15 protein-coding genes and 1 pseudogene are annotated in these 22057 nt (G+C 67.7%); 9 read left to right on the plus strand and 7 right to left on the minus strand.

Features of this window, described 5'->3' with window-relative positions; all coding sequences use genetic code 11:
• Positions 1–2058, minus strand: a complete 2058-nt coding sequence (locus ASC92_RS10215; RefSeq protein ID WP_056514238.1) for a prolyl oligopeptidase family serine peptidase — start codon at positions 2056–2058, stop codon at positions 1–3.
• 212 nt (positions 2059–2270) lie between these two features.
• Between ASC92_RS10215 and ASC92_RS10220 the strand changes: the two genes are divergently transcribed.
• The 5 genes from ASC92_RS10220 to ASC92_RS10240 all read left to right on the plus strand — a co-directional run bounded on the left by ASC92_RS10220 (position 2271) and on the right by ASC92_RS10240 (position 6669).
• Positions 2271–3944 (plus strand): WS/DGAT/MGAT family O-acyltransferase, encoded by a 1674-nt coding sequence (locus ASC92_RS10220; RefSeq protein WP_056514243.1) that lies wholly within the window; start codon positions 2271–2273, stop codon positions 3942–3944.
• 160 nt (positions 3945–4104) lie between these two features.
• The gene (locus ASC92_RS10225; protein WP_056514245.1) at positions 4105–4659 is read left to right on the plus strand and encodes a hypothetical protein; all 555 of its coding nucleotides are present in this window, start codon (positions 4105–4107) and stop codon (positions 4657–4659) included.
• A gap of 55 nt (positions 4660–4714) precedes the next feature.
• On the plus strand, positions 4715–5143 hold the full coding sequence (locus ASC92_RS10230) for a phasin family protein (RefSeq protein WP_056514247.1): 429 nt from the start codon (positions 4715–4717) through the stop codon (positions 5141–5143).
• Between the two features lie 22 nt (positions 5144–5165).
• Positions 5166–5801 (plus strand): TetR/AcrR family transcriptional regulator, encoded by a 636-nt coding sequence (locus ASC92_RS10235; RefSeq protein WP_056514338.1) that lies wholly within the window; start codon positions 5166–5168, stop codon positions 5799–5801.
• Positions 5802–5889: 88 nt separating this feature from the next.
• Entirely contained in the window at positions 5890–6669 is a 780-nt protein-coding gene (locus tag ASC92_RS10240; RefSeq protein WP_056514250.1) for an esterase/lipase family protein, read from the plus strand.
• Between the two features lie 15 nt (positions 6670–6684).
• Here ASC92_RS10240 and ASC92_RS10245 read toward each other — a convergent pair whose 3' ends face one another.
• The 3 genes and pseudogenes from ASC92_RS10245 to ASC92_RS10255 form a co-directional block, all read right to left on the minus strand.
• Positions 6685–9903 (minus strand): bifunctional cytochrome P450/NADPH--P450 reductase, encoded by a 3219-nt coding sequence (locus ASC92_RS10245; RefSeq protein WP_056514253.1) that lies wholly within the window; start codon positions 9901–9903, stop codon positions 6685–6687.
• Positions 9904–10214: 311 nt separating this feature from the next.
• Positions 10215–11456: pseudogene (locus ASC92_RS10250) on the minus strand (branched-chain amino acid ABC transporter substrate-binding protein); the annotation flags it as partial.
• Positions 11457–11482: 26 nt separating this feature from the next.
• Entirely contained in the window at positions 11483–12172 is a 690-nt protein-coding gene (locus ASC92_RS10255; RefSeq protein WP_056514256.1) for a TetR/AcrR family transcriptional regulator, read from the minus strand.
• Positions 12173–12257: 85 nt separating this feature from the next.
• On the opposite strand from ASC92_RS10255, the gene ASC92_RS10260 reads away from it, so the two are divergent.
• The 4 genes from ASC92_RS10260 (at position 12258) to ASC92_RS10275 (ending at position 19060) form a co-directional block, all read left to right on the plus strand.
• The gene (locus tag ASC92_RS10260) at positions 12258–13871 is read left to right on the plus strand and encodes an AMP-binding protein (RefSeq protein ID WP_056514261.1); all 1614 of its coding nucleotides are present in this window, start codon (positions 12258–12260) and stop codon (positions 13869–13871) included.
• Between the two features lie 10 nt (positions 13872–13881).
• Complete coding sequence (locus ASC92_RS10265) at positions 13882–17175, plus strand: carboxyl transferase domain-containing protein (protein WP_056514264.1); 3294 nt, start codon at positions 13882–13884, stop codon at positions 17173–17175.
• Positions 17176–17239: 64 nt separating this feature from the next.
• Complete coding sequence (locus ASC92_RS10270; RefSeq protein ID WP_200935968.1) at positions 17240–18559, plus strand: SGNH/GDSL hydrolase family protein; 1320 nt, start codon at positions 17240–17242, stop codon at positions 18557–18559.
• 129 nt (positions 18560–18688) lie between these two features.
• Positions 18689–19060, plus strand: a complete 372-nt coding sequence (locus ASC92_RS10275; protein WP_056514269.1) for a YXWGXW repeat-containing protein — start codon at positions 18689–18691, stop codon at positions 19058–19060.
• 52 nt (positions 19061–19112) lie between these two features.
• Here the strand turns inward: ASC92_RS10275 and ASC92_RS10280 are convergent, their stop codons facing one another.
• The 3 genes from ASC92_RS10280 to purU all read right to left on the minus strand — a co-directional run bounded on the left by ASC92_RS10280 (position 19113) and on the right by purU (position 22054).
• Positions 19113–20411 carry a S1 family peptidase gene (locus ASC92_RS10280; RefSeq protein ID WP_056514272.1) on the minus strand — a complete coding sequence of 433 codons (1299 nt, stop codon included), beginning with the start codon at positions 20409–20411 and terminating at the stop codon, positions 19113–19115.
• Positions 20412–20421: 10 nt separating this feature from the next.
• On the minus strand, positions 20422–21126 hold the full coding sequence (locus ASC92_RS10285; RefSeq protein WP_056514275.1) for a DUF2846 domain-containing protein: 705 nt from the start codon (positions 21124–21126) through the stop codon (positions 20422–20424).
• Positions 21127–21187: 61 nt separating this feature from the next.
• Positions 21188–22054, minus strand: coding sequence for a formyltetrahydrofolate deformylase (gene purU / locus ASC92_RS10290; protein ID WP_056514278.1), 867 nt, complete (start codon positions 22052–22054; stop codon positions 21188–21190).
• Positions 22055–22057: the final 3 nt, after the last annotated feature.

Below are 22057 nucleotides of genomic sequence, written 5' to 3' on the forward strand. Positions count from 1 at the left end.
TCAACTCCTCAGGTGGTGCCACAGGTACGCGTAGCCCAGCGCGTCCATGAAGGCGGACTCCTTGTTGTCCGCGGCTGCGCTGTGGCCGCCTTCCATGTTCTCGTAGAAGCTGCTGGCGTACCCCAGCGCGGACAGCTTCGCGTGCATCTTGCGCGCATGCACCGGGCCCACGCGATCGTCGCGCGTGGAGGTGGTGAACAGCGCGGGCGGATAGGCCTGGCCCGGCTTCGCGTTCTCGTAGGGCGAGAAGGTGCGGATGAATTCCCACTCTTCGGGCTGGTCGGGATCGCCGTATTCCGCGATCCAGGATGCGCCCGCCGACAGGTGCGTGTAGCGCCGCATGTCGAGCAGCGCCACTTCGCTCACGATGGCGCCGTAGAGCTGCGGGTACAGCGTGAGCATGTTGCCCATCAGCAGGCCGCCGTTGCTGCCGCCCATCGCGCCGAGGTGCGCGGGCGAGGTGATCCCGCGCGCGAAAAGGTCTTGCGACACGGCCGCGAAGTCTTCGCAGGCGCGCAGCCGGTTTTCCTGCAGCGCGGCCTGGTGCCAGCGCGGGCCGTACTCGCCGCCACCGCGGATGTTGGCGATGACGTACACGCCGCCCTTGTCGAGCCACGCGCGGCCGATGCTGCCGCTGTAGCTCGGCTGCAATGAAATCTCGAAGCCGCCGTAGGCGTACTGCAGCGTGGGATTCCGGCCGTTGGCCTGCAGGTCTTTGGCGGCGATCTCGAAGTAGGGCACGCGCGTGCCGTCCTTCGAGGTCGCGAAATGCTGGCTCACGCGATGGCGCGAGGCGTCGAAGAAGGCCGGGCTGTCCTTCAGCACCTGGGGCTCGCCCTGGCCGACCGTGCCGATGTAGAGCGTGGTCGGTTGCAGGAAGCCGCTCACGGTGAGGAAGTAGTCGTCGTTCTCGTCCTCGTCGATGCCGCCCGCCGCGATGGTCGAGAGCGCGGGCGCGCCGCCGAGGCTCTCGCGCTTCCAGGCGCCGGTGCCGTTCGATGGGGGCGTGAGCACCTCGAGGCGGTTCACCACGTCGTGCATCACGTTGACGATCAGGTGATGGCGCGTCCACGAGTGGCTGTCGAGCGCGGTGGTGTCGTCGGGCTCGAACAGCACCGTGAGCTCGCGCCGGCCCGCCATGTAGTCGTCGAACTTCGCAGCCAGCAGCGAGCCCGACTTGTAGGTGGTGCCGCCCACGGTCCAGTCGGTGCGCGGCTCGATCAGCATCCACTCGCGCGTGATCTCGGCCAGCGAGTCGTCGGGCACATCGATCTTGGCGAGGGTGCCGTCGGCGCCGCGCAGCCAGGTCTCGCTTTCGTAGAAGTCGATCTGGCGCGAGACGAAGTCGCGCTCGAAGCCGGGCGTGTTGTCGCGGTAGGCGCTGATGGACATGTCCTCGTGCAGGCCTTCGTACACCGTGGCCGCGCTCGCGAGCGGCGTGCCGCGCCGCCACTCCTTCACGATGCGCGGATAGCTGGAGCTGGTCATCGAGCCGGGGCCGAAGTCGGTGGCCACGTAGAGCTGGTCGATGCCCTTCCAGCCCACGTGGTTCTTGGCCTCGGGCAGCGAGAAGCCGCCTTCGACGAACTGCTTCGATTCGAGGTCGAACTCGCGCACCACGTCGGCATCGGCGCCGCCGCGCGACAGCGAGACCAGGCAGCGCTTGTAGTCGGGCTCCAGGCAGTCGGCGCCGTGCCAGACCCAGTTCTCCTTGTCGGCCGCGGCCAGCGCGTCGAGGTCGAGCACGCTCTCCCACGCGGGCTGCGGCTTGCGGTACTCGTCCAGCGTGGTGCGGCGCCACAGGCCCTTGGGGTGCTCCTTGTCGCGCCAGAAGTTGTAGAAGAAGGGACCGATCTTGCGCACCATCGGAATGCGGTCGTCCGAGTCGAGCACCTCGAGGATGCCCTGCTGGAGCGCCTCGAACGCCGGCGACTGCGCATAGGCCTGCACGGTGAGTGCGTTCTGTTCGCGGGCCCAGGCGAGCTGCTTCTCGCCGTCGATGTCTTCGAGCCAGAGCTGCTCGTCTTGCGGATGCTGCGGGGGGAGGCTGGATGTCATGGCCTCAGTGTACGGAGCCCGTGTGAAAGAGGGCCTTGTGAGCAGTTGCCGCGTGCCCGCCGGGCGCCCGACACTTTTTCGCTACTTCGGGCAAACCCCTGTCGCCCCGGTGCCTTGCCCCCGGTGGAAACACTGAAGAACGCGGGGCCCACGAACGCAATGCCCGCGCTATCCTGCCGGACGGCGCACGCCCCACCTAGGAGACACAACACATGAAACACCTGAGCGGTCTTGATGCCACCTTCCTGCACATGGAAACGCCGGAAATGCCGATGCACGTGGGCTCCCTGAACGTGCTCGACCTGCCCAAGGGCTACAAGGGCGACTTCTACGAAGACGCCAAGAGCTTCATGGCCAGCCGCATCCACCTGGCCGACGTGTTCACGCGCAAGCTCGCGCTGATGCCCTTCGACATGAGCAACCCGGTGTGGGTCGAGGACGACGACATCGACCTCGACTACCACGTGCGCCACATCACGCTGCCCAAGCCCGGCACCAACCGCCAACTGCAGCAGTACGTGGCGCGGCTGCATTCCGCGCTCATTGACCGCAGCCGGCCGATGTGGGAGTTCTACATCATCGACGGCCTCAAGAGCGGGCAGGTGGCGCTCTACACCAAGGTGCACCATGCGGGCATCGACGGGCAGGCCGGCGTGGAAGTGGGCAAGGCCATCTTCGACCTCGAGGCCACCGGCCGCGTGGTGAAGCCGCCGCGTTCGCGCCCGCGCGGCAGCGGCTACCAGCTGGGCATGGCGGAGCTTGCGACCGCGGCGCTGCGCAACACCGCGCAGCAGTACGTGAAGCTCTTCAAGATGGCGCCGGCCATCGCGCGCGCCATCGGCGGGCTGGCCAAGCCCGACGAGAAGGCGGCCGAGAAGGACTCGGCCGCCGCGCCGAAGAAGTTCAATCTCTTCGCGCCGCGCACCTCGCTCAATGTGTCGATCACCAACCAGCGCACCTTCGCCGGGCGCACCATCTCGCTGGCCGAGACCAAGTACATCGCCAAGCACTTCGGTGTGTCGCTCAACGACGTGGTCATGGCCACGGTGTCGGGCGCGCTGCGCCACTACCTGGCCGACAACAACGAGCTGCCGGCCAAGCCGCTGGTGGCCGGCGTGCCGGTCAGCCTGCGCGAGGCCGGCGACCAGACGGCCAACAACCAGGCCAGCATGATCCTCGTGAGCCTGGCCACCGACATCACCGATCCGGTGCAGCGGCTGAAGGCGATCAACGCATCGTCGACCTCGTCGAAGTCGACCATGAACCGCTTCAAGGCGGTGATCCTCGATGACTTCCCGACCTTCGCCGCGCCCTGGCTGATGTCGGGCCTCGCGTCGATGGTGGGGCGCTCGGGCATCGTCAACCTGCTGCCGCCGGCGGCCAACGTGGCCATCTCGAACGTGGCCGGCGCGCCGTTCCCGATGTACTTCGCGGGCGCGCTCGTCACCTGCTACTACCCGGTGTCGATCGCCGGCCACGGCACGGCGCTCAACGTCACGGTGCAGAGCTACAACGGCCGCATGGACTACGGCCTGATCGCCTGCCGCCGCGCCGTGCCCGACATCACCGAGATCGGCGACTACCTGCTGGCCGAGCACAAGCTGCTGATGGAGCTGACGCAGAAGCATCCGGCGGCCGCCGGTGCGGCGCCCGCGCCGGTGCCGGCGAAGATGGCCGAAGACCCGTCGGACGAGGCCGCGCCCGCGCCCGTTGCCGCGAAGAAGAAGCCTGCCGCGCGCAAGAAGGCGCCGGTCAAGGCCGTGGCGAGGAAGGCTCCGGTGAAGGCTGCCGTGAAGAAGGCGCCCATCAAGGTCGCGCCCAAGCCACCGGCCCGCAAGGCCGCACCGGCCAAACGCTCCGGCACCCCCCGGGCCGCTGCGGCATGATCGGCGCACGGGGCCCGGCCTGCAGAAAATTGGGGCAGTTGGACTAGTTTTCCGACCGTTCTAGTTTTTCAGGCCTAGGCCCCGCGGAAGAAGATAGGCCCATCGCGACAGACACATCCGTTTCCTTCGCGAGCCCATCAACTTCAAGGAAATCACCACCATGTCCACGCAAACCACCATCGCTTCGGCAGCCGTTCACGTCGTCGGCCAGTACAACGACGCCGGCAAGACCCTGGTCGGCGCCTACCGCACCGGCGTGCATCGCCTGCTGGGCGGCGCCGCTTCGCGCTACAGCGAGTTCCTCGGCAGCCGCCAGATTCCGCTGGTGAGCGAGCAGGTCAAGGCCAACCTGATCGGCGCGCAGGAAAAGATCAATGGTTTCCTGGCCAACCGCCTGGACATCGACACCAGCCGCATCGTGTCCGTGATGGACCGCGTTGCAGCCGGCACCACCAGCGGCATCGAAGCCGTTGCCGGCCGCGTGGCCCGCGTCGAATCGCCGGTCGCCACCTCGGTGATCAACGCACTGGGCGCGCTGAACCAGCCGATCGCCACCGTCTCGGTGCAGATCGCCGACAAGATCGCCGCCGGCACGAAGCAGATCGAAGCCCGCGTGAGCGGCGCCGAAGAAGCCAAGCCGGTTCGCACGGTGAAGGCCAAGGCCGCCGCCGCCAAGAAGCCGGTTCGCCGCGCTGCTGCCCGCAAGGCGGCCTGACCCCGGGGCGCGTGAAAGCGCCCTTTTTCCTTTTTTCCGGCATCTGGAGCACTGCATGGCGACCCGTCCTGACGAAACTGCAAAGTTGAAGAAGAGGGCGGCGCCTGCGAAGAAGATACCGGCTGCCAGGAAGGCGCCCGCGGCAACGAAGAAGCCCGCGGAGCCCGGCAAGGCTGAAGTCTTGCTGCGCGCCGGCCTGAAGGCGCTGGACAACGTGCGCAACGACGTCGCCAAGCGTCAGGCCAACGTGATCGAAGGCCTGCTCGGCATCGGGCAGGGCAAGGTCCCCGGGCTCGACAGCTTCGGCATCCGCAAGTTCGAGGACGTGTTCGACCAGCGCGTCGCCACCGCCATGCAGCGCCTGGGCATGCCCGGCGCAGAAGAAGTGCAGGCCCTGCGCGACGAGGTCGCGCAACTGCGCGCACGCGTGGCGCAACTCGAAGGCACCGGTGCCGCCGCCCCCCGTGGCCGCGCCAAACGCTGAGCGACAACCCGACAAGCCGGTTGTGGCCAGTTCCAACACCACACGCGACCGCATCCTGCAGGCCAGCCTCGCGCTGTTCAACGCGCAAGGCCTCGCGGCCGTGTCGACCCACAAGATCGCGGCCGAGATCGGCATCAGCCCGGGCAACCTGCACTACCACTTCAAGGCCAAGCAGCTGATCGTCGAATGGCTGTTCCGGCGCTTCGAGCAGCGGCTCGAGGCCCTGAACGGTTCGTCGGCATCGATCGCCGCGATCGACGACCTCTGGCTCGCGCTGCACCTGCGCTTCGAGGCCATCGATGAATACCGCTTCATCTACCGCGACATGGCCTTCCTGGCCAGCGAGTACCCGGCGCTGGGCCAGCGCGCGCAGGCTCTCACTGCGCAGAACCTGCTGGCCGCGCAAACGCTGTGCGAAGGCCTGGTGGCCTCGGGCGTGATCGAGACCAGCGCCGAACAGGCCCGCATCCTGGCGCTGCAGATGGTTTTCACCACCACCTGCTGGCTGTCGTTCGAGCGGCTCGTGCCGGGGCGCGACGCGCTGGCGCAGGCCGACCCCGGGTTGGCGGCTTTCTACACGCTCACGCTGGTTTCTCCGTATGTTTCCAGCGAATCGAGGGCTTACCTCGATTACCTGAGGGGTAAATACCTCGGATAAATGTCGCTGTCGTCCGACGGGTCATTGGTTCCGTCGCACTCATGTTCGTCTTGAAGCAGATAAAAACCACAAAGGAGCCATCCATCTCATGACCACTGCCACCTACGCCAAGGAACCCGTCGCACCGCCGTCGCGCCTGCTGCTGCTGGCCGAAGCCCGCGCGCTCTGGGAAACCGGCGCCGGCATCGCCATGTGGCCGCTGCTGCAGCTCACGCCGCGCGGCGACGGACACCCGGTGCTCGTGCTGCCGGGCCTGGTGGCGGGCGACGGTTCCACGCTGCTGCTGCGCCGCTACCTGTGCAGCCGCGGCTACGACGCGCACGGCTGGGGCCAGGGCCGTAACTTCGGTCCGCGCGAAGGCGTGGAAGACGCCATGGTCGAATTGCTGAAGAGCCTGCACGACAACAGCGGCCAGAAGGTCAGCGTGATCGGCTGGAGTTTGGGCGGCGTGTATGCGCGGCTGCTGGCGTCTTCCTATGCGCCCATGATCCGCAACGTCATCACGCTGGGCAGTCCGTTCTCCGGCAGCGCGCGCGCCACCAACGCATGGCGCGTGTACGAAGGCGTGAGCGGCCAGAGTTCGCACGACCCGCGCCGCATGAAGTTCGTGCAGCCCACGCCGCCAGTGCCGACCACCTCGATCTTCAGCCGCACCGACGGTGTCGTTGCATGGCGCTGCAGCATCGAGAAGACCGGGCCGCAGTCCGAGAACATCGAAGTCGTCGCCAGTCACCTGGGACTGGGCGCGCACCCTGCGGTGCTCTATGCGGTGGCCGACCGGCTGGCGCAGCCCGAGGGCGAGTGGAAGCCCTTCAACCGCGGGCTGCTCGGGCCGCTGGTCTATCCGGATCCCGATCGCGATATCTGAGCCCCGGCGGGCTTCTCAGCTTCCGGCCCACACGTCCAGCACGTAGCGCTGGTCGGCGATCATCTTGTCCATCCACGCCGTGCTGTCGTGCCCGTGTTCGCGCGCGAGGTCGCTCAGCGTGCGCCGCACGTCGGGCTCCATGCGCGAGCCATCGCCGCACACGTACACCACCGCGCCCGCTTCCAGCAGCTTCCACACATCGGCGGCCTGCTCGCGGATCAGGTCCTGCACGTAGACCTTGCGCTCGCCCGCGCGAGAGAACGCGGTGTGCAGCTTCATCACGCCGCGGTGCGCCCAGGCCTGGAGTTCGTCGGCGTAGATAAAGTCCTGCTCGGGATGGCGGCAGCCGAAGAACAGCAGCGCCTCGCCGAGCGGATTACCTCCTTCGATCTGTGCTGCGCGCTCCTGCAGGAAGCCGCGGAACGGCGCGAGGCCGGTGCCCGGTCCGACCATGATGAGCGGCCGGCTTGCATCCTCCGGCAGCCGGAAGCCCTCGGCCGTGGTCTCGCGCACCACGCCGTGGACCGTGTCGCCGGCTTCGGCACGCGCCAGGAAGTTGGAGCACACGCCCTCGAAGGTGCCGGTGCCCGACTTGGCCGGGCCGCTCACCACGCCCACCGTCACGCTGCACTTGCCCGGCGTCATCGTCGGGGAGGAAGAGATCGAGTAGTAGCGCGGCGACAGTGGCGACAGCATTTCGAGGAACACCGCGAACGGCACCTGGCAGGCGCGATGTTCTTCCAGCAGGTCGAGCAACGACTTGCGCTTGTGCAACACCTCGGCCTTGTACGTTGCCTGCGAAGCCTCGTCGCTGCCCGACAGCGCCGCGAGCTTGGGTTTGGTGAAAGGGCACTCGGTGTACGCCGCGAGCGTGGCGATCTGCTTGCGCGTGGCCACGTCCTGCAGCTCGACGTAGTCACCCAGCAACCGGTCGACCGCGATCACCTGCTCCACCGGCAGCGCCGCCTTGCGGCCCGCGCCCGCATGCAGGCGCACGTGGGCCGTGCGGTCGAAGCCGAAGCGCGCCATCGTGCGTTCGACCTGGGCCGGGCCATTGCGCGGCACCACGCTCAGGTGATCGCCGGCGCGGTAGGCCACGCCCTCGGGCAGCATCAGCTCGACGTGGCGCGTGGAGCGGCCCGCTTCCCCGTTGCCGCCGTTCTGCAGCTCGCGGTTCTCGATCACCCGCAGCGCCACCGCGCCCAGCGCGTCGACGATCGCGTTCTTCTGCGGCGGCGGCAGCTCCTCGAGCGTGTAGAGCGGCTCGCTCTGCGCGGGCGTGTCGGCGCCGGTCTTGATGCCGAAGGCCTTCACCAGCTCGGGCCACAGCGCATCGCTCCAGTCCTGGAAGGCGCCGTCCATGTCTTCGCGCGCATCGCCTTCGCCGCGCGGATGCACGCGCGTGGCGCCGAGCGCTTCGAGCCGTTCGTCGATGCGGCGCGGCACGGCCTGGTAGGTGGCAGCCCAGTCGGTGTTGCCGCAGCCGAACACGCTGAAGCGCACGCCGTTGAGCGAGTCGTCGGCCTTGTCGAGCCAGCGATGGAACTCGGCCGCGTTGTCGGGTGCCACGCCGTTGTACGAGGCGCAGACGATGGCGACCGCGCCGTTGGCCGGCAGCCGCTCGGCATAGTCGTCGAGCGAGGCCAGCTGCGTGGAGAAGCCGCGCATCTCGCCGGCCTCGGCCAGCTGCCGCGCGAGGTCTTCGGCCGTGCCGAGGTTGGAGCCCTGCAGCACCAGCAGCGAGGTGCCGTGGCGCGCCGCCTGCGGCTTGCGCTGTGCAGGCTGCGTGGGCTGCACGGGCGCGGCGGCCGCGTCGCTCATGTTGCCGCGCGGGCGCGTGGCCGGGTCGCGCAGCAGCGCCTTGATCTTGAAATTCTCGGGCTTGATCGTCAATGCTTCCTTGATCTTCAGCTTGTAGCCCGTGTGATCGACGAGGTTGAAGCGCTGCAGGATCATGCCCAGCGTGAGCACCGCCTCCTGCAGGGCGAACTGCCGCCCGATGCAGGCGCGCTGCCCGTTGCCGAAGGGCTTGAAAGCGTTCACCGGCCGCTCGCGCTCGGCCTCGCGGCTGAAGTGGTCGGGGTTGAACTGGTCGGCATCCTCGCCCCAGATGCCCTTGTCGCGATGCAGCGCGAGCGCATGCATGATGACCATGTTGTTCTTCTTGATCGTGTACAGCCCGCCGATCTTCGTGTCTTCCTTGGCGCGCATCGAGATCGCGGGCGCGGTCGGGTACAGGCGCAGCGACTCCTTCAGCACCTGCATCACGTACTGCAGCCGGTTGACCTGCGCGTAGGTCGGCTTCTGCGTGGTGTCGGGGCCGAACACGTTGTCCACCTCAGCCTGCGCCTTGGCCATGGCCTCGGGGTTGTTCAGCAGGAAGTAGATGGCGAACGAGAGCAGGCCGCTGGTGGTTTCGTGCCCCGCGATGAGGAATTCGATGCACTCGTCGCGGATCATCTTGTCGGTGAGCTGCTCGCCGCTCTTCTTGTCCACGCCCGCGATCATGTAGCTCAACAGGTCGGGCTTGGTGGCGATGTCGGCGCCGCTCGCGCGCCGCTCCTCGATGATGTCTTCCACCATCTTGTGCATGAAGCGGATGTCCTTGCGCTGCTGCGCGAGCTCCTTCTTCAGCATCAGCTCTTCCAGCGGCAGGCCGCGGCGGTTCTGCACCGTCTCCAGCGTGCGCACCATCGCATCGACGAAAGGATGGAAGCCCTCGCGGTAGAACGAATTGAAGCGGTAGCCGAAGCCGCACAGGCCGATGGTGTCGAGCGTGAGCGCGGTCATGTCGCGCACCACATCCACCTCTTCATCGAAGTTCAGCCGCTCCCACTTGGTGACCAACTGCCCCGCGATGTCCAGCATCATCGGGTGGTAGGCCTGCATCGCGCGCTGGCTGAAGTTGGCCAGCAGGATGTTGTGCGGCTTCGACCAGGTCTCCTCGTGCGTGTCCGAAGTGAACAGTCCGTGCGACGCGGCACGCAGCCGGCGCAGCGCGCCGCGCGTGCTCTTGTCGAAGCGCGCTTCCTCGCAGAGTTCGTCCACCAGCGCGGGCGACGAGACCACGATCACCGGCATGCCCGGCATGTCCAGCCAGTAGATGCCGCCGAGGTCCTGCGCGATCTTCCACATGTCGAGCACGGGGGAGTCGGAGCCGATCGACAGCAGGTTGCCGACGAAAGGTTTCTTCGCCGGATGCGGGATCGGGTGGAGCGAGTTTTTGCCTGCCATGGTCTTGTTGTGCCTTTGGAGTGGACCCGCTTCGGATACCGGGGTATGGAAGCCGGAGTATCCCGACGGCATGAGGGGCGGGCAGGACGGGGTTTCCCTTAGCTTCGGGGTTCATTCGGGGCGCGCTCACGCGGACGCGGTGACCTTTTTCGCGAATGTCCCCCGCTTCGCTCCTCCTTTATTTCGCGAAAAAGGCCCCCGCATCGGCGTGATCGTTCAGAGCAGTGGTTGATCAGCGATACACCAGCAGCGCGCCCTCGTGCACAGGGCATCGGGTGCTCCCCGCAGCGAAATAAAGGAGGAGCGAAAACCATCTTGCACTCCGTCCCCTGCGCCAGCTCGTTCCCGGTATAGACCGCGTCGGTGCGAAAGCCGTAGCTGGTGCCTTCCCAGCCCGTCTTCACCGTCTTGCCGTCCACTGGCACGATGGTGTTGACCACCTGCGGCAACAACAACTGGTGGTCTTCGGCGCGCATGCGCACCGGACCAACCACCGACTCGAAGTTCAGGTCTTCGAGCGCACGAGCCACCTTGACGGTGTCGGTCGAACCGGCCTTGTCGATGGCGGCAGCCAGCAGGCGCGGCGTCATGTCGATGCGCGGCGCGAGGAAGTCCTTGCCGGTCTTGGCCTTGTAGGCTTTGGCCAGTGCGTCGACCTTCGGCGTGTCGACTTCGCCCGGGTGCCATTCGGCCACCCAGGTCAGCTGCCCCAGCTTCGCCTGCGACACCGCCGTGACCGTGCCCGGCACCGACCCTGCGCTGTGGTTGAAGTAGCGCAGGTTGTAGCCCGCGTCGCCCGCGGCCTTCAGCAGCAGCGTCATGTCCTGGCCCCAGTTGCCGGTGATGACCGAATCGGCGCCGCTCTGCTTCACGTTCGCGATGTAGGGCGCGAAGTCCTTCACGCGGCCGATGGGGTGCAGCGCCTCGCCCACGAACTGGATGTCGGGCCGCGCCAGGCCCACCAGCTGCCGGCCGTAGCTGGCCCACTGCTTGCCGTGCGCGTAGTCCTGGTTGAGCAGGTAGACCTTCTTCACGTCGGGCGTCTTCTTGATGTAATTGGCCAGCGCCTTCATCTTCATCGCCGTGTTGGCCTCGGTCTGGAAGTGCCAGAAACTGCAGCCCTTGCCCGTCATCTCGGGGTCGATCGAGGAGTGGTTCAGCACGATCAGCTCCTTGCCCGGATTGCGCTGGTTCCAGCGCGCCACCGACTGCACCAGCGCCGTGACCACCGACGAGCCCGAGCCGCCCGTCACGATGGCCTTCGCGCCCTGGTCGATGGCCGCCTGCAGCGCGCTCTGGCTTTCCTGCGCCGAGAGCTTGCTGTCGAACTGCAGCAGCTGCAGCTTGGTGCCGCCGAGCACGCCGCCCCTGGCGTTGATGTCCTCGATGGCGTACTGCGTGTGCATCAGCATCAGCTCGCCGACGTTGGCAAAAGGACCCGAGAGCGGATCGATGTAGGCGACCTTGTAGGTCTGCTGCGCGTGAGCGGCGCCGGCGGTGACCAGCAGACAGGCAAGGGCGATCCGCGCCAATGGCGCATGGCTGAACTTCATGGTTTGTCTCCGGGGATGGTTGTCGGTCAGTTCTTCGCTTGCAGCCCGATCACGCGGCTGGCCAGCTTCGTGAGCTCGGCCACCACCTCGTCGGGCGAGAGGCGCCCGTTCGGGCGGTACCAGCTGTAGAGAAAGCCCGGCAGGCTGCAGGCCGCGAGCGCGGTGAGCTTGGTCTCGGCGAAGTCCAGGTCGCCGTCGCGCCGCGCTTCTTCGAGTAGCGGGCACAGCAGGTCGTAGAAGTGGTGGGCGAGCTTCTTCTGCGCCGCGATGTACTCGGGCCGGTACACCTGCGGCTCGCGGTAAGGAAAGAAGGCGACGGGGTGGTGCGTGATGGTCGCGCGAATCAGCCGCTCGATGCCTTCGAGCACCTTCTGGCTCGCGCGCCGCGGATCGGTGGCCGCGAAGTCGAGCGCGGTGAAGCAATCGACTGCGGGGCGCCACGACAATGTTTCGAAGATCTCCTGCTTGTCGCGGAAGTAGTAGTACACGAAGGGCTTGGTCACGCCCAGTGCGCGCACGATCTGCGCCATGGTCGTGTTGGCATAGCCCTGCGCCGCGAACAGCTGCGCAGCCGCCTGCAGGATGCGCTCGCGCTGCAGGTCGGTGCCCTGCGTGGCCGCGCGCTGGCGGCCCGTGCCTTGCGGCAGGTGCGGCTGTGCAGCCGCGTCGCTCTGGCTTCCAGAGGGTTTGTGCCGTGTCGCGGAAGTTATACCCATGGGTAGGATTGTTCGTGCACCATGCACCATTGGCAAGCGCCAGCCCGGTGCCTGCGGCTATCGATAACCCTGAGGAAGTGACGCCATGGAGACATTGCCCGACCGCCCGCTGCAGCCCCTGCACGAGTACTTGCGCGCCCACGCACGCGAGCGCGGCGGCAGCACCGCCTGCCTCTGGTACGGCCATGCAGTGAGCTGGTCCGAGCTCGACCGCGCGAGCGACGCATTCGCTGCGCGGCTGCAGGCGCTCGGTGTGAAGAAGGGCGAGCCCGTGGTGCTCTTCCTCAACAACTGCCCGCAGTACCTCGTCGCGCACTTCGGCATCCAGAAGATCGGCGCCATCGTCTGCCCGAGCGGGCCGCTCAACAAGGAGCACGAGCTGGCCTACCAGGTCAACGACCTGAAGGCGCGCGTGATCGTCGCGGCTGCGCCGCTGTTGCCGGTGGTGCGCAAGGTGCAGCCGCAGAGCGCGCTCGAACATGTGTTCGTGGTGCACTACGCCGACCTGCTGCCCGCCGATCCCGCGCTTGACCTTCCGCTCGAACTCGCCGCGGAGCGCAAGGCCGAACGCACCGTGCCCGAAGGCTGCGAAGACTTCCTCTCCGTGATGAAGACCGGCGCGAAGCCGCAGGCCGTCGCGATCGACATGGACGACGTTGCGCTCATGACCTACACCTCGGGCACCACCGGCCTGCCGAAGGGCGCGATGCTGAGCTACGGCAACGCGCTCTTCAAGACGCGCGCCGCGGCCGACTGCAATGGCTTGGGGCCCGATGACGTGCTGCTGTCCATCGCGCCGCTGTATCACATCGCGGGCATGCTGATGGGCGTCAACGTGCCGGTGCTGAGCGGCGCGACCTCGGTGCTGATGCACCGCTTCGATCCGCGCGCAGCGCTGCAGGCCATTGCTGCGTACAAGGTGAGCTGGTGGTACAGCATCGCGCCGATGAACGTGGCCTGCATGCAAGTGCCCGACATCGCGAGCTTCGACCTGGGCAGCCTGAAGATGAACCCGGTGACGAGCTTCGGCATCACCTTTACCGAACCGCTGGCACGGCAGTGGCGCTCGCACGCACCCGACTGCACCTCGTTCGAGGCGGCCTACGGTCTGAGCGAAACGCACACCTGCGACACCTACACGCCCCACCATGCGCCGCGCTGGGGCACGCAGGGCATCGCGGTGCCGGGCGTGGCCATCCGCATCATCGACGTCGACACGCAGGCCGAAGTGCCCACGGGCGAGGTCGGCGAGATCGTGCTGACCAGCCCCGGCGTCTTCAAGGGCTATTGGAACAAGCCCGAGGCCACGGCTGCCACGCTGCGCAACGGCTGGGTGCACACGGGCGACATGGGCAAGCTCGACGCCGATGGCTACCTCACCTTCATCGGCCGCTTCAAGGAAATGATCAAGGTCTCGGGCTACAGCGTGTTCCCCGAAGAGGTCGAGACCATCCTCATCAAGCACCCGGCGGTCGCGCAGGCGGCCGTCATCGCGCAGCCCGATGCCGAGAAGGGCGAGGTCGTGAAGGCCTTCATCGTGCGCAAGCCCGGCGCCGCGCTCGAGGCCGATGCGCTGATTGCCTGGGCGCGAGACAACATGGCGAGCTACAAGGCGCCGCGCGCCGTGAGCTTCATCGGTGCATTGCCGACCACCGGCGCGGGCAAGGTGCTGCGCCGCCTGCTCAAAGACCAAAGCTGAGAGGTAACGCTTGTTCTCCAAAGTCCTGATTGCCAACCGCGGCGAAATCGCCGTGCGGCTGGTGCGCGCCCTGCACGACCTGGGCATCGCCAGCGTGGCGGTGCATGCGCGCGACGACGCCTCGGCGCTGCACGCGCAGTTGGCCGACACCGCCGTCGCACTCGACGCGACCGGGCCTTCGGCGTACCTCGACGTGGCCGCGCTGATTGCCGTTGCAAAGGCGCAAGGATGCGATGCGGTGCATCCCGGCTACGGCTTTCTCAGTGAGCGCGCCGATTTCGCGCAGGCCTGTGCCGAGGCAGGCCTCGTCTTCATCGGCCCGACGCCCGAGCAGCTGGGCCTGTTCGGCGACAAGGCACGCGCACGCGCCCTGGCCACGCAATGCGATGTGCCGGTGATGCCCGGCAGCGCCGGTGCGGTGACGCTCGCGCAGGCGCAGGCCTTCTTCGCCGAGCAGCATGCGCAGGGCGCGGGCGTGATGGTCAAGGCCATCGGCGGCGGCGGCGGGCGCGGCATGCGCGCGGTGCTGAATGCGCAGGAACTGCCCGAGGCGCATGCGCGCTGCATGTCCGAAGCCAGGGCGGCCTTCGGCATCGAGGGCGTGTACGTCGAACGGCTGATGCGCAACGCGCGGCACATCGAGGTGCAGGTGCTGGGCGACGGGCAGTCCGTGGCCAGCCTCGGCGAGCGCGAATGCACGCTGCAGCGGCGCTTCCAGAAGCTGGTGGAAATCGCGCCGAGCCCGTCGCTGCCCGAGGCCCTGCGCGCGCGGGTCACGCAGGCTGCGCTGCGCATGGCGAAGGCGGTGGGTTATCGCGGGCTGGGCACGTTTGAATTCCTGGTGGATGCCGGATCGTCGACGCTGCCCTTCGTCTTCATCGAGGCGAACCCGCGCCTGCAGGTCGAGCACACGGTGACGGAAGCGGTGACGGGTCTCGATCTGGTGCAACTGCAGATCGCTGTCGCAGCGGGCCAGCCCTTGGATGAACTGGGTGTGGACGCCGATCGCACGGCGCCGCAGCGCGGCTTTGCGGTGCAGTGGCGTATCAACGCCGAGACGCTCGATGCGCAAGGCAACGCGCGGCCCTCGGGCGGCACGCTCGCGCGCTTCGACCTGCCGGCGGGGCCGGGCGTGCGCGTCGACACGCACGGCTATGCGGGACTTGCGCCCTCGCCGCACTACGACACGCTGCTGGCCAAGCTCATCGTGCATTCGCCGTCGCCGCGTTTCGCAGATGCATTGCGCCGTTCGCTGCGCGCGCTGGACGAATGCCACATCGACGGCATCGCCACGAACCTGTCGCTGCTGCGCGCCATCGCGGCGCGGCCCGAGTTCGCGACGCAGGCGGTGCACACGCGCTTCGTGGAGACGCATCTGGGCGATCTGCTGGCTGCCGCGGCTTCGTTTGAAAAGCATGCGAAGAAGACGGCGGCCGCGCCGGCTGCGCAACCCGCCGTCGAAGACGACGGCTCGGACGAACTGACCGTCAAGGCGTCGATGCCGGCGCGCCTCGTGCAGTTCGAAGTGGACATCGGCGACGTGCTGCCCGCCGGCGCACAACTCGGCGTGCTCGAGGCCATGAAGATGGAGCATCTGCTGCACGCGCCCGTGGCCGGCCGCGTGGTCGCGCTGCTGGCCGCGCCCGGCGACTACCTCGTCGAAGGCCAGTCGCTGGTGCAGCTCGAAGCCGTCGATGCGCAAGCCGTCGAGGCCGAGGCGCGCGCCGAGCACGACCTCGACGCGATCCGCCCCGACCTGCGCAAGGTCATCGATCGCCACGCGCCCACGCTCGACATCAACCGCAAGGCGGCCATCGACAAGCGCCACGCGCAGGGCGGCCGCACCGCGCGCGAGAACATCGCCGACCTGTGCGACACCGCTGCCGACCCCGGCAACTTCATCGAGTACGGCGCGCTCGCCATCGCCGCGCAGACGCGCCGCCGCACGCTCGAAGACCTGATCGCCAACACGCCTGCCGACGGCATGGTCACGGGCCTGGGCAGCATCAACGCGAAGCAGTTCGGCCCCGAGGCGTCGCGCTGCGCCGTGCTGGCCTACGACTACACCGTGCTGGCCGGCACGCAGGGCATGCGCAACCACCACAAGACCGACCGGCTGCTCGCCGTGGCGCATCAACTGAAGCTGCCCGTGGTGCTGTTCGCCGAGGGCGGTGGTGGTCGTCCCGGCGATACGGACATGCCGATCGTCGCGGGCCTGAACAACCACACCTTCAGCCAGTTCGCGGCGCTGTCGGGCAAGGTGCCCGTGGTCGGCATCGTGCACGGCCGCTGCTTCGCGGGCAACGCGGCGCTGCTGGGTTGCGCCGACGTGATCATCGCCACCAAGGGCAGCAACATCGGCATGAGCGGCCCCGCGATGATCGAGGGTGGCGGGCTCGGCACGTTCGCGCCGGAGCAGATCGGGCCGAGCAGCGTGCAGTCGCGCAATGGCGTGATCGACGTCCTCGTGGAAGACGAAGCCGCCGCGGTGGTTGCGGCGAAGCAGTACCTCTCGTACTTCCAGGGTGCGACCACCGGTTGGCAATGCGCCGACCCGCGCACGCTGCGTCACGTGGTGCCCGAGAACCGGCTGCGCGTGTACGACGTGCGTGCGGCGATGCGCGGCGTGGCCGACACCGGCTCGCTGCTCGAACTGCGCGCGGGTTTCGGCGCGGGCATCGTCACGGCGCTCGCGCGCATCGAGGGCAGGCCGGTCGGCCTGATGGCCAGCAACCCACACCACCTCGGCGGTGCGATCGACGTGGAGGCGGCCGACAAGTCCGCGCGCTTCATGCAGCTGTGCAATGCGCATGGCCTTCCAATTGTTTCGTTGTGCGACACGCCCGGCTTCATGGTCGGGCCCGAAATCGAGGCGCAGGCGCAGGTGCGGCACGTGTGCCGCATGTTCATGGTGGCCTCGCACCTGCGCGTGCCTTTCTTTGCCGTGGTGCTGCGCAAGGGCTACGGTTTGGGCGCGCAGGCGATGACGGCGGGGGGCTTCGACGCACCCGTTTTCACTGTGGCCTGGCCGACCGGTGAATTCGGCGCGATGGGGCTGGAAGGCGCAGTGCGGCTGGGCTTCCGCAAGGAGCTGGCCGCGGCAACCGAAGGCGCAGAGCGCGATGCGCTGTTCAAGAAGCTCGTGGCACAGCAGTACGCGAACGGCGAAGCGCTCCACATGGCGCAGACGCTGGAGATCGATGCGGTGATCGATCCGGCCGAAACGCGCAGCTGGCTGGTGCGTGGACTGTCCTCCGCGACGAAGGCGCCTGGCGCGGCCGCTGCCTATGTAGACACTTGGTAACCTGGCTTTAGACCTCGTCACGCGCGGGAGATCATGGCTCCGTACACTGGGCCGCTTTGCGCGAATGAAACTGGTTTTTCGTTGGGCAGCCCGCCTCCGCGACGTGGCCACGGCGCATTGGGTGGCCGCCCTCTGCCTCGCAGTGCTGGCCGTGGGCGTGCAGGCCGTCACTCCCGGCAACCATCCCCGCCAGCCCGCCGAGGCGCACTGGGTGGCGAGCTGGGCCGTGGCGCCGGTCGAGTTCGGCGAGCTGGCCGCAAGCCCGGGCGGCGCGGGCTATTCATCGCCCGCCGGCAATGACCTGCGCGGGCAGACGCTGCGCCAGCAGGTCGAACTGTCGCTGGACGGCCAGCGCATCCGCATCCGCTTCTCGAATCGCTTCGGCAAGACGCCGCTGCGCATTGCCGCCGCGAGTGCGGCACGCGGCACAGGCGCCGATGCGTTCTCGCCGGCCACGCTGCGCGTGCTGCGTTTCGGCGGCCGCACCAGCCTCACGATCGCTCCCGGCGCGGACGCCTGGAGCGACGGCATCGACCTGCCGGTGCAGGCGGGGCAAACCGTGGTCGTGAGTGCCTTCTTCGACCGCGCAACACCGTTTTCCACGGTCTCCATGCTGGAGCCGGGAACGACATGGGTGACAGCCGGCAATGCCGTGATGGCGCCCAAGCTGAAGAGCCCCACGCCGCTGGTGCTGAACCAGATCGTGACCGGGCTCGACGTGCTCACCACGAAGTCCGTACGCACCGTCGTGGCGTTCGGCGACTCCATCACCTCGGGCACTGCGGAGGCCAAATTCGGGGCTTATCCCGACATGCTGGCCACGCGCCTGCGCGATACGCAGAGCGCCGGAAACGACGTGGCGGTGCTCAATGCCGGCATCGGCGGCAACCGCCTGCTGGCCGACGGCCTCGGGCCCAGCGGCCTCTCGCGTTTCGAGCGCGACGCCTTGCGGCAGAGCAGCGTGACACACGCGATCGTCCTGCTCGGCACCAACGATATCGGCCGCATTCTGTTCGCCAACGTGCCCGGCGCCGAGATCAAGGCCCGCGACATGCCGACCGCCGAGCGCATCACCGACGGACTGGAGCAACTTGTCAAGCAGGCTCGGGCCAAGGGCGTGAAAGTGCTGCTCGGCACGGTGCCGCCATTCAGGAACACGCCTTACTGGAACGAGTCCAACGATGCCATGCGCGAAGCCGTCAACCGCTGGATTCGCGGCCGGCAGGACATCGATGGCGTGGTCGATTTCGATGCCGCTCTGCGCGACCCCGCGGACCCGCAGGCATTGAATCCGCTGTTCGACTCGGGCGACCACCTGCATCCCAACAAGGCCGGCCATGCCGCGATGGCTGCGGCCATCGACCTGCACGAATTGCAGGAGTGAGCGCTCGCAAGGGCCGTAGGAGCAGCGAAAGGCGGGTCACAGCTCTACACAAGATTTCGCGCACCGCTTACAGGCGCTTCACACGGGCTGGGCAGCATGAAGGCTCCTACAACTCATGAGGGGTACTTCATGAAAAAGATCGCATTGGCTCTTTCCATCGGCGCTGCTTCGCTTCTGTCGGTGGGCACGTTGGCTGTTCCCACGGCCGCGCAGGCGCAGCCCGTCACCATTCAGGTGGCGCCCCCCCCGCCGCGCTCCGAACGCGTGCCGCCGCCGCGCCGCGGCTATGTGTGGGCGCCGGGGCACTATGAATGGCGCGGTGGCCGCCACATGTGGGTCCGCGGCTACTGGGTGCGCGCGCGTCCGGGCTATGCCTACCGTGCGCCGGAATGGCGCCAGGACGGCGACCGCTGGCAATACAACAGGGGCGGTTGGGACCGCGACGGCGACGGTGTGCCGAACCGCCGCGACCGCCGGCCGGACGACCCGAATCGCAACTGACGGGTTTCGGGGCTGCACCGGGCGGCAGCCCCTGCTCGGCAGTCCGTTTCTGCTAGCGGATGCTGACCAGTTCGAGGGCTTCGCGGACTTGGAACGCCCCGCCGCTCTGGCCTCCGCGCGTCTGCACCTCGAAGCGGACCACGCGGCCCAGTTCCTGCGAGAACCACACGTCCGCACGGTAGCGGCCGTACTGGTTCCCGCCCACGGCACCCGCATTCGCGAACCGTTCCGTGTATCCCCTGTATTCGATGTGCACGACCTTGAGTTCCTTGCCGGCGACGGTCAGCGTGGTGTCTTCCATCACTGACGCGCTCAGGTCCATGTTGATGCGCGTGCCACCGGGTGCGGAGCTGTAGCGCGCCCGCCATGCCCCCTGTTCCTTGAGGTTTTCCTTGACCCAGCCCCCCGGCGGCATGGCTGCGTCGAACTCGCCCGCGATAGCTGTGGCGACACTCAGTACCTCGCCGCCCGGTTTCTCGATCCAGCCGCCGTTGTTGAAGCTGATGCGATCGTCCGTCGCCGGGTCTGCCCTGTAGACCACGTTGCGATAGGTGTTGGTGAGGCGGTCGTGCAACTGGTACTCGACGATGTTCGGGCGCCCTGCCGGAAATCCGGTCGGGGCGGCGGTGCTGGCTGTGGCGCTGCTCGCCACCGTCGTTGCCGTTGCCGGCAGGGACGCCAGCCGTTCGATCGCCTGTCTGCCACGCTCCGGCAGTTGCGCGATCCAGGAGGCCGGCATGGCCAGGTTCGCCGTCCCGGCACCGGCCGTCGAAGGCGGCACCACGCCCACGAGCCGGCCTTGTGCGTCGAACACACCGGCACCGCCGAGGCCTGCTTCGAGCACGGCGGCGAGTTGCAAGGCCTCAAGTTCGCCCGAGCTGCCGCGGCGGATGCCGCCCAGCATGCCGGTGCCGAGCGTGAGCTCCCTGCCGCGCGGCGCGCCGATCACGTAGAGCGGCATGCCGACCTGGAGCGCATTCGCCGGAGCCACCTCGGCGATGGGCGAAGGCAGATTCGGGATGCGCAGCTGGCACAGATCGCGCTCCACGTCCGGCAGCGCCAGCGTAGCGCCGTAGCTCACGTTGTCGCGCTTCAGTGTCACCGTGCTGGCCTTCGCGAGCAGCTGGCAGCTGGTGACGGCGGTGCCCGCGCCGGTGGCGACCGCGCTGCCGGTAGCGAGCACCTTGCCTTGGGCGTCGCCGGACTGCACGACCCAGACGCTGGGCGAGACGCGGGCAAAGAGCGCGTCGGGTGCGAGCGCGGTGGTGTTGCGCGAATCCTGCGCGGATGCCGTCAGGACGGGCAAAGCGATGGCGAGCGCTGCAAGCACCGGGGAAGACAGGTATTTCATCGCGCGCGTCTCAACGGTTGGCCTGCAGGAGCAAGCGCAGATCGTTCAGGGAAGTCTTGGCAAAAGGAGTGGCTTCGGGCGCTGCCGATGCCGTGGCACGGGCGGAAGGCGTTGGTGCCGCTGCTGCTGTCGCCGTTGGAGGCTGGGCGGGCACGAGAGGCGTGGTGGCCACCGCCGCTGCGGGGGCCACGGGCTTACTCACCACCGCAGGGGCTGTGGAGACTGCTGCTGCGCCTGCGGGGGGCGCATCAGCGGAAGCCTTGACCGTCCGGACCGAGGCAAAGACATCGTCAAAGGCCAGCGACTGCAGTTCCTTCCGGCCTTCGGCCTCGGAAACGCGTTCGAAATTCGGATGCCCGACGAGGAGGCCCATGCTGATGCTCATCGAGACATAGGCGGTCTGCTTCGGCCGCAGCACGACGTCGATCGTGCCTTCGGCCTCGGTCCTGGCGCTGGCCCGGTAGGTGCCGGCCGGGCGGTCGATGTAGAAGAAGCTGCTGGGCCGGGACGTGCCCACCACCTGGCCGTTGACCGAGACATCGGGCTGGACCGCCATGCCAACGATGGAATTTCGATAGAAGTAGATCCGCCCCTCGTTCTCACCCAGCGACGGCATGCTGCCCGCCATCTCCGAGAACCGGGGCCCGCTGGCCGAACACCCAAACAGGCCGGCCGCAAGCACGGCCAGCAACACCCCACCGATCCAACGTCGCATCGCACCTTCTCCTCTTTCTTGTGGCGCGAGATGCTACACCCCGCCTCCCGGCGGGCTTCCTTCAGCGGAAGACCACGGTGCGGTGGCCGTTGAGCAGCACGCGGTGCTCGCTATGCCACTTCACTGCCCGCGCCAGCACCTGGCTCTCGGTGTCGCGGCCGCGGGCCGTGAGGTCTTCGACCGTGTCGGTGTGGTCGGCGCGCGTCACGTCCTGCTCGATGATCGGGCCTTCGTCGAGGTCGGCCGTCACGTAGTGGGCGGTGGCGCCGATCAGCTTCACGCCGCGGTCGTGCGCCTGGTAATAGGGCTTGGCGCCCTTGAAGCTCGGCAGGAACGAGTGGTGGATGTTGATCGCGCGGCCGGCCAGGCTGCGGCACAGGTCGTTGCTCAGGATCTGCATGTAGCGCGCGAGCACCACGAGCTCGGCGCCCTCGGCCTCGATGATCTCCAGCTGCTTCGCCTCGGCCTGCGCCTTGGTCGCGGCCGTCACCGGGATATGGTGGAACGGCACGTTGTAGCTGGCGGCCAGCTGGTAGAAGTCGCGGTGGTTCGAGATGATGGCGCGCACGTCGATGGCCAGCAGGCCGCTCTTCCAGCGGAACAGCAGGTCGTTGAGGCAGTGGCCTTCCTTGCTGACCAGGATCACGGTCTTCATGGGCTCGGCGGCGGCATGCAGCTGTAGCGTCATGCCGAAGCCGGCGGCGAAGGTCTTCAGTTCCTCGCGCAGCGTGGCTTCGCTGTGCTCGCCGCAGGCGAAGCGCACTCGCATGAAGAACAGGCCCGTGTCGTGGTCGTTGTACTGGGCGGCCTCTTCGATGTTGGCGCCCCGTTCGAGCAGGAAGCCCGACACGGCGTGCACGATGCCCGTACGGTCGGGGCAGGAGAGGTTCAGGATGTAGGCGGGCGAGGTGGGCGTAGTGGTCGTCATCAG

The sequence above is a fragment of the Variovorax sp. Root411 genome, assembly GCF_001425205.1.
In the GTDB taxonomy this organism is placed as follows: Bacteria; Pseudomonadota; Gammaproteobacteria; order Burkholderiales; family Burkholderiaceae_C; genus Variovorax.

What these genes read in the sequence shown, in the direction of transcription:
- ASC92_RS10215 (WP_056514238.1), bottom strand. Translation starts at nt 2,058, where the DNA reads ATGACATCCAGCCTCCCCCCGCAGCATCCGCAAGACGAGCAGCTCTGG.
- ASC92_RS10220 (WP_056514243.1), top strand. Translation starts at nt 2,271, where the DNA reads ATGAAACACCTGAGCGGTCTTGATGCCACCTTCCTGCACATGGAAACG.
- ASC92_RS10225 (WP_056514245.1), top strand. Translation starts at nt 4,105, where the DNA reads ATGTCCACGCAAACCACCATCGCTTCGGCAGCCGTTCACGTCGTCGGC.
- ASC92_RS10230 (WP_056514247.1), top strand. Translation starts at nt 4,715, where the DNA reads ATGGCGACCCGTCCTGACGAAACTGCAAAGTTGAAGAAGAGGGCGGCG.
- ASC92_RS10240 (WP_056514250.1), top strand. Translation starts at nt 5,890, where the DNA reads ATGACCACTGCCACCTACGCCAAGGAACCCGTCGCACCGCCGTCGCGC.
- ASC92_RS10245 (WP_056514253.1), bottom strand. Translation starts at nt 9,903, where the DNA reads ATGGCAGGCAAAAACTCGCTCCACCCGATCCCGCATCCGGCGAAGAAA.
- ASC92_RS10255 (WP_056514256.1), bottom strand. Translation starts at nt 12,172, where the DNA reads ATGGGTATAACTTCCGCGACACGGCACAAACCCTCTGGAAGCCAGAGC.
- ASC92_RS10260 (WP_056514261.1), top strand. Translation starts at nt 12,258, where the DNA reads ATGGAGACATTGCCCGACCGCCCGCTGCAGCCCCTGCACGAGTACTTG.
- ASC92_RS10270 (WP_200935968.1), top strand. Translation starts at nt 17,240, where the DNA reads ATGAAACTGGTTTTTCGTTGGGCAGCCCGCCTCCGCGACGTGGCCACG.
- ASC92_RS10275 (WP_056514269.1), top strand. Translation starts at nt 18,689, where the DNA reads ATGAAAAAGATCGCATTGGCTCTTTCCATCGGCGCTGCTTCGCTTCTG.
- ASC92_RS10280 (WP_056514272.1), bottom strand. Translation starts at nt 20,411, where the DNA reads ATGAAATACCTGTCTTCCCCGGTGCTTGCAGCGCTCGCCATCGCTTTG.
- ASC92_RS10285 (WP_056514275.1), bottom strand. Translation starts at nt 21,126, where the DNA reads ATGCGACGTTGGATCGGTGGGGTGTTGCTGGCCGTGCTTGCGGCCGGC.
- purU (WP_056514278.1), bottom strand. Translation starts at nt 22,054, where the DNA reads ATGACGACCACTACGCCCACCTCGCCCGCCTACATCCTGAACCTCTCC.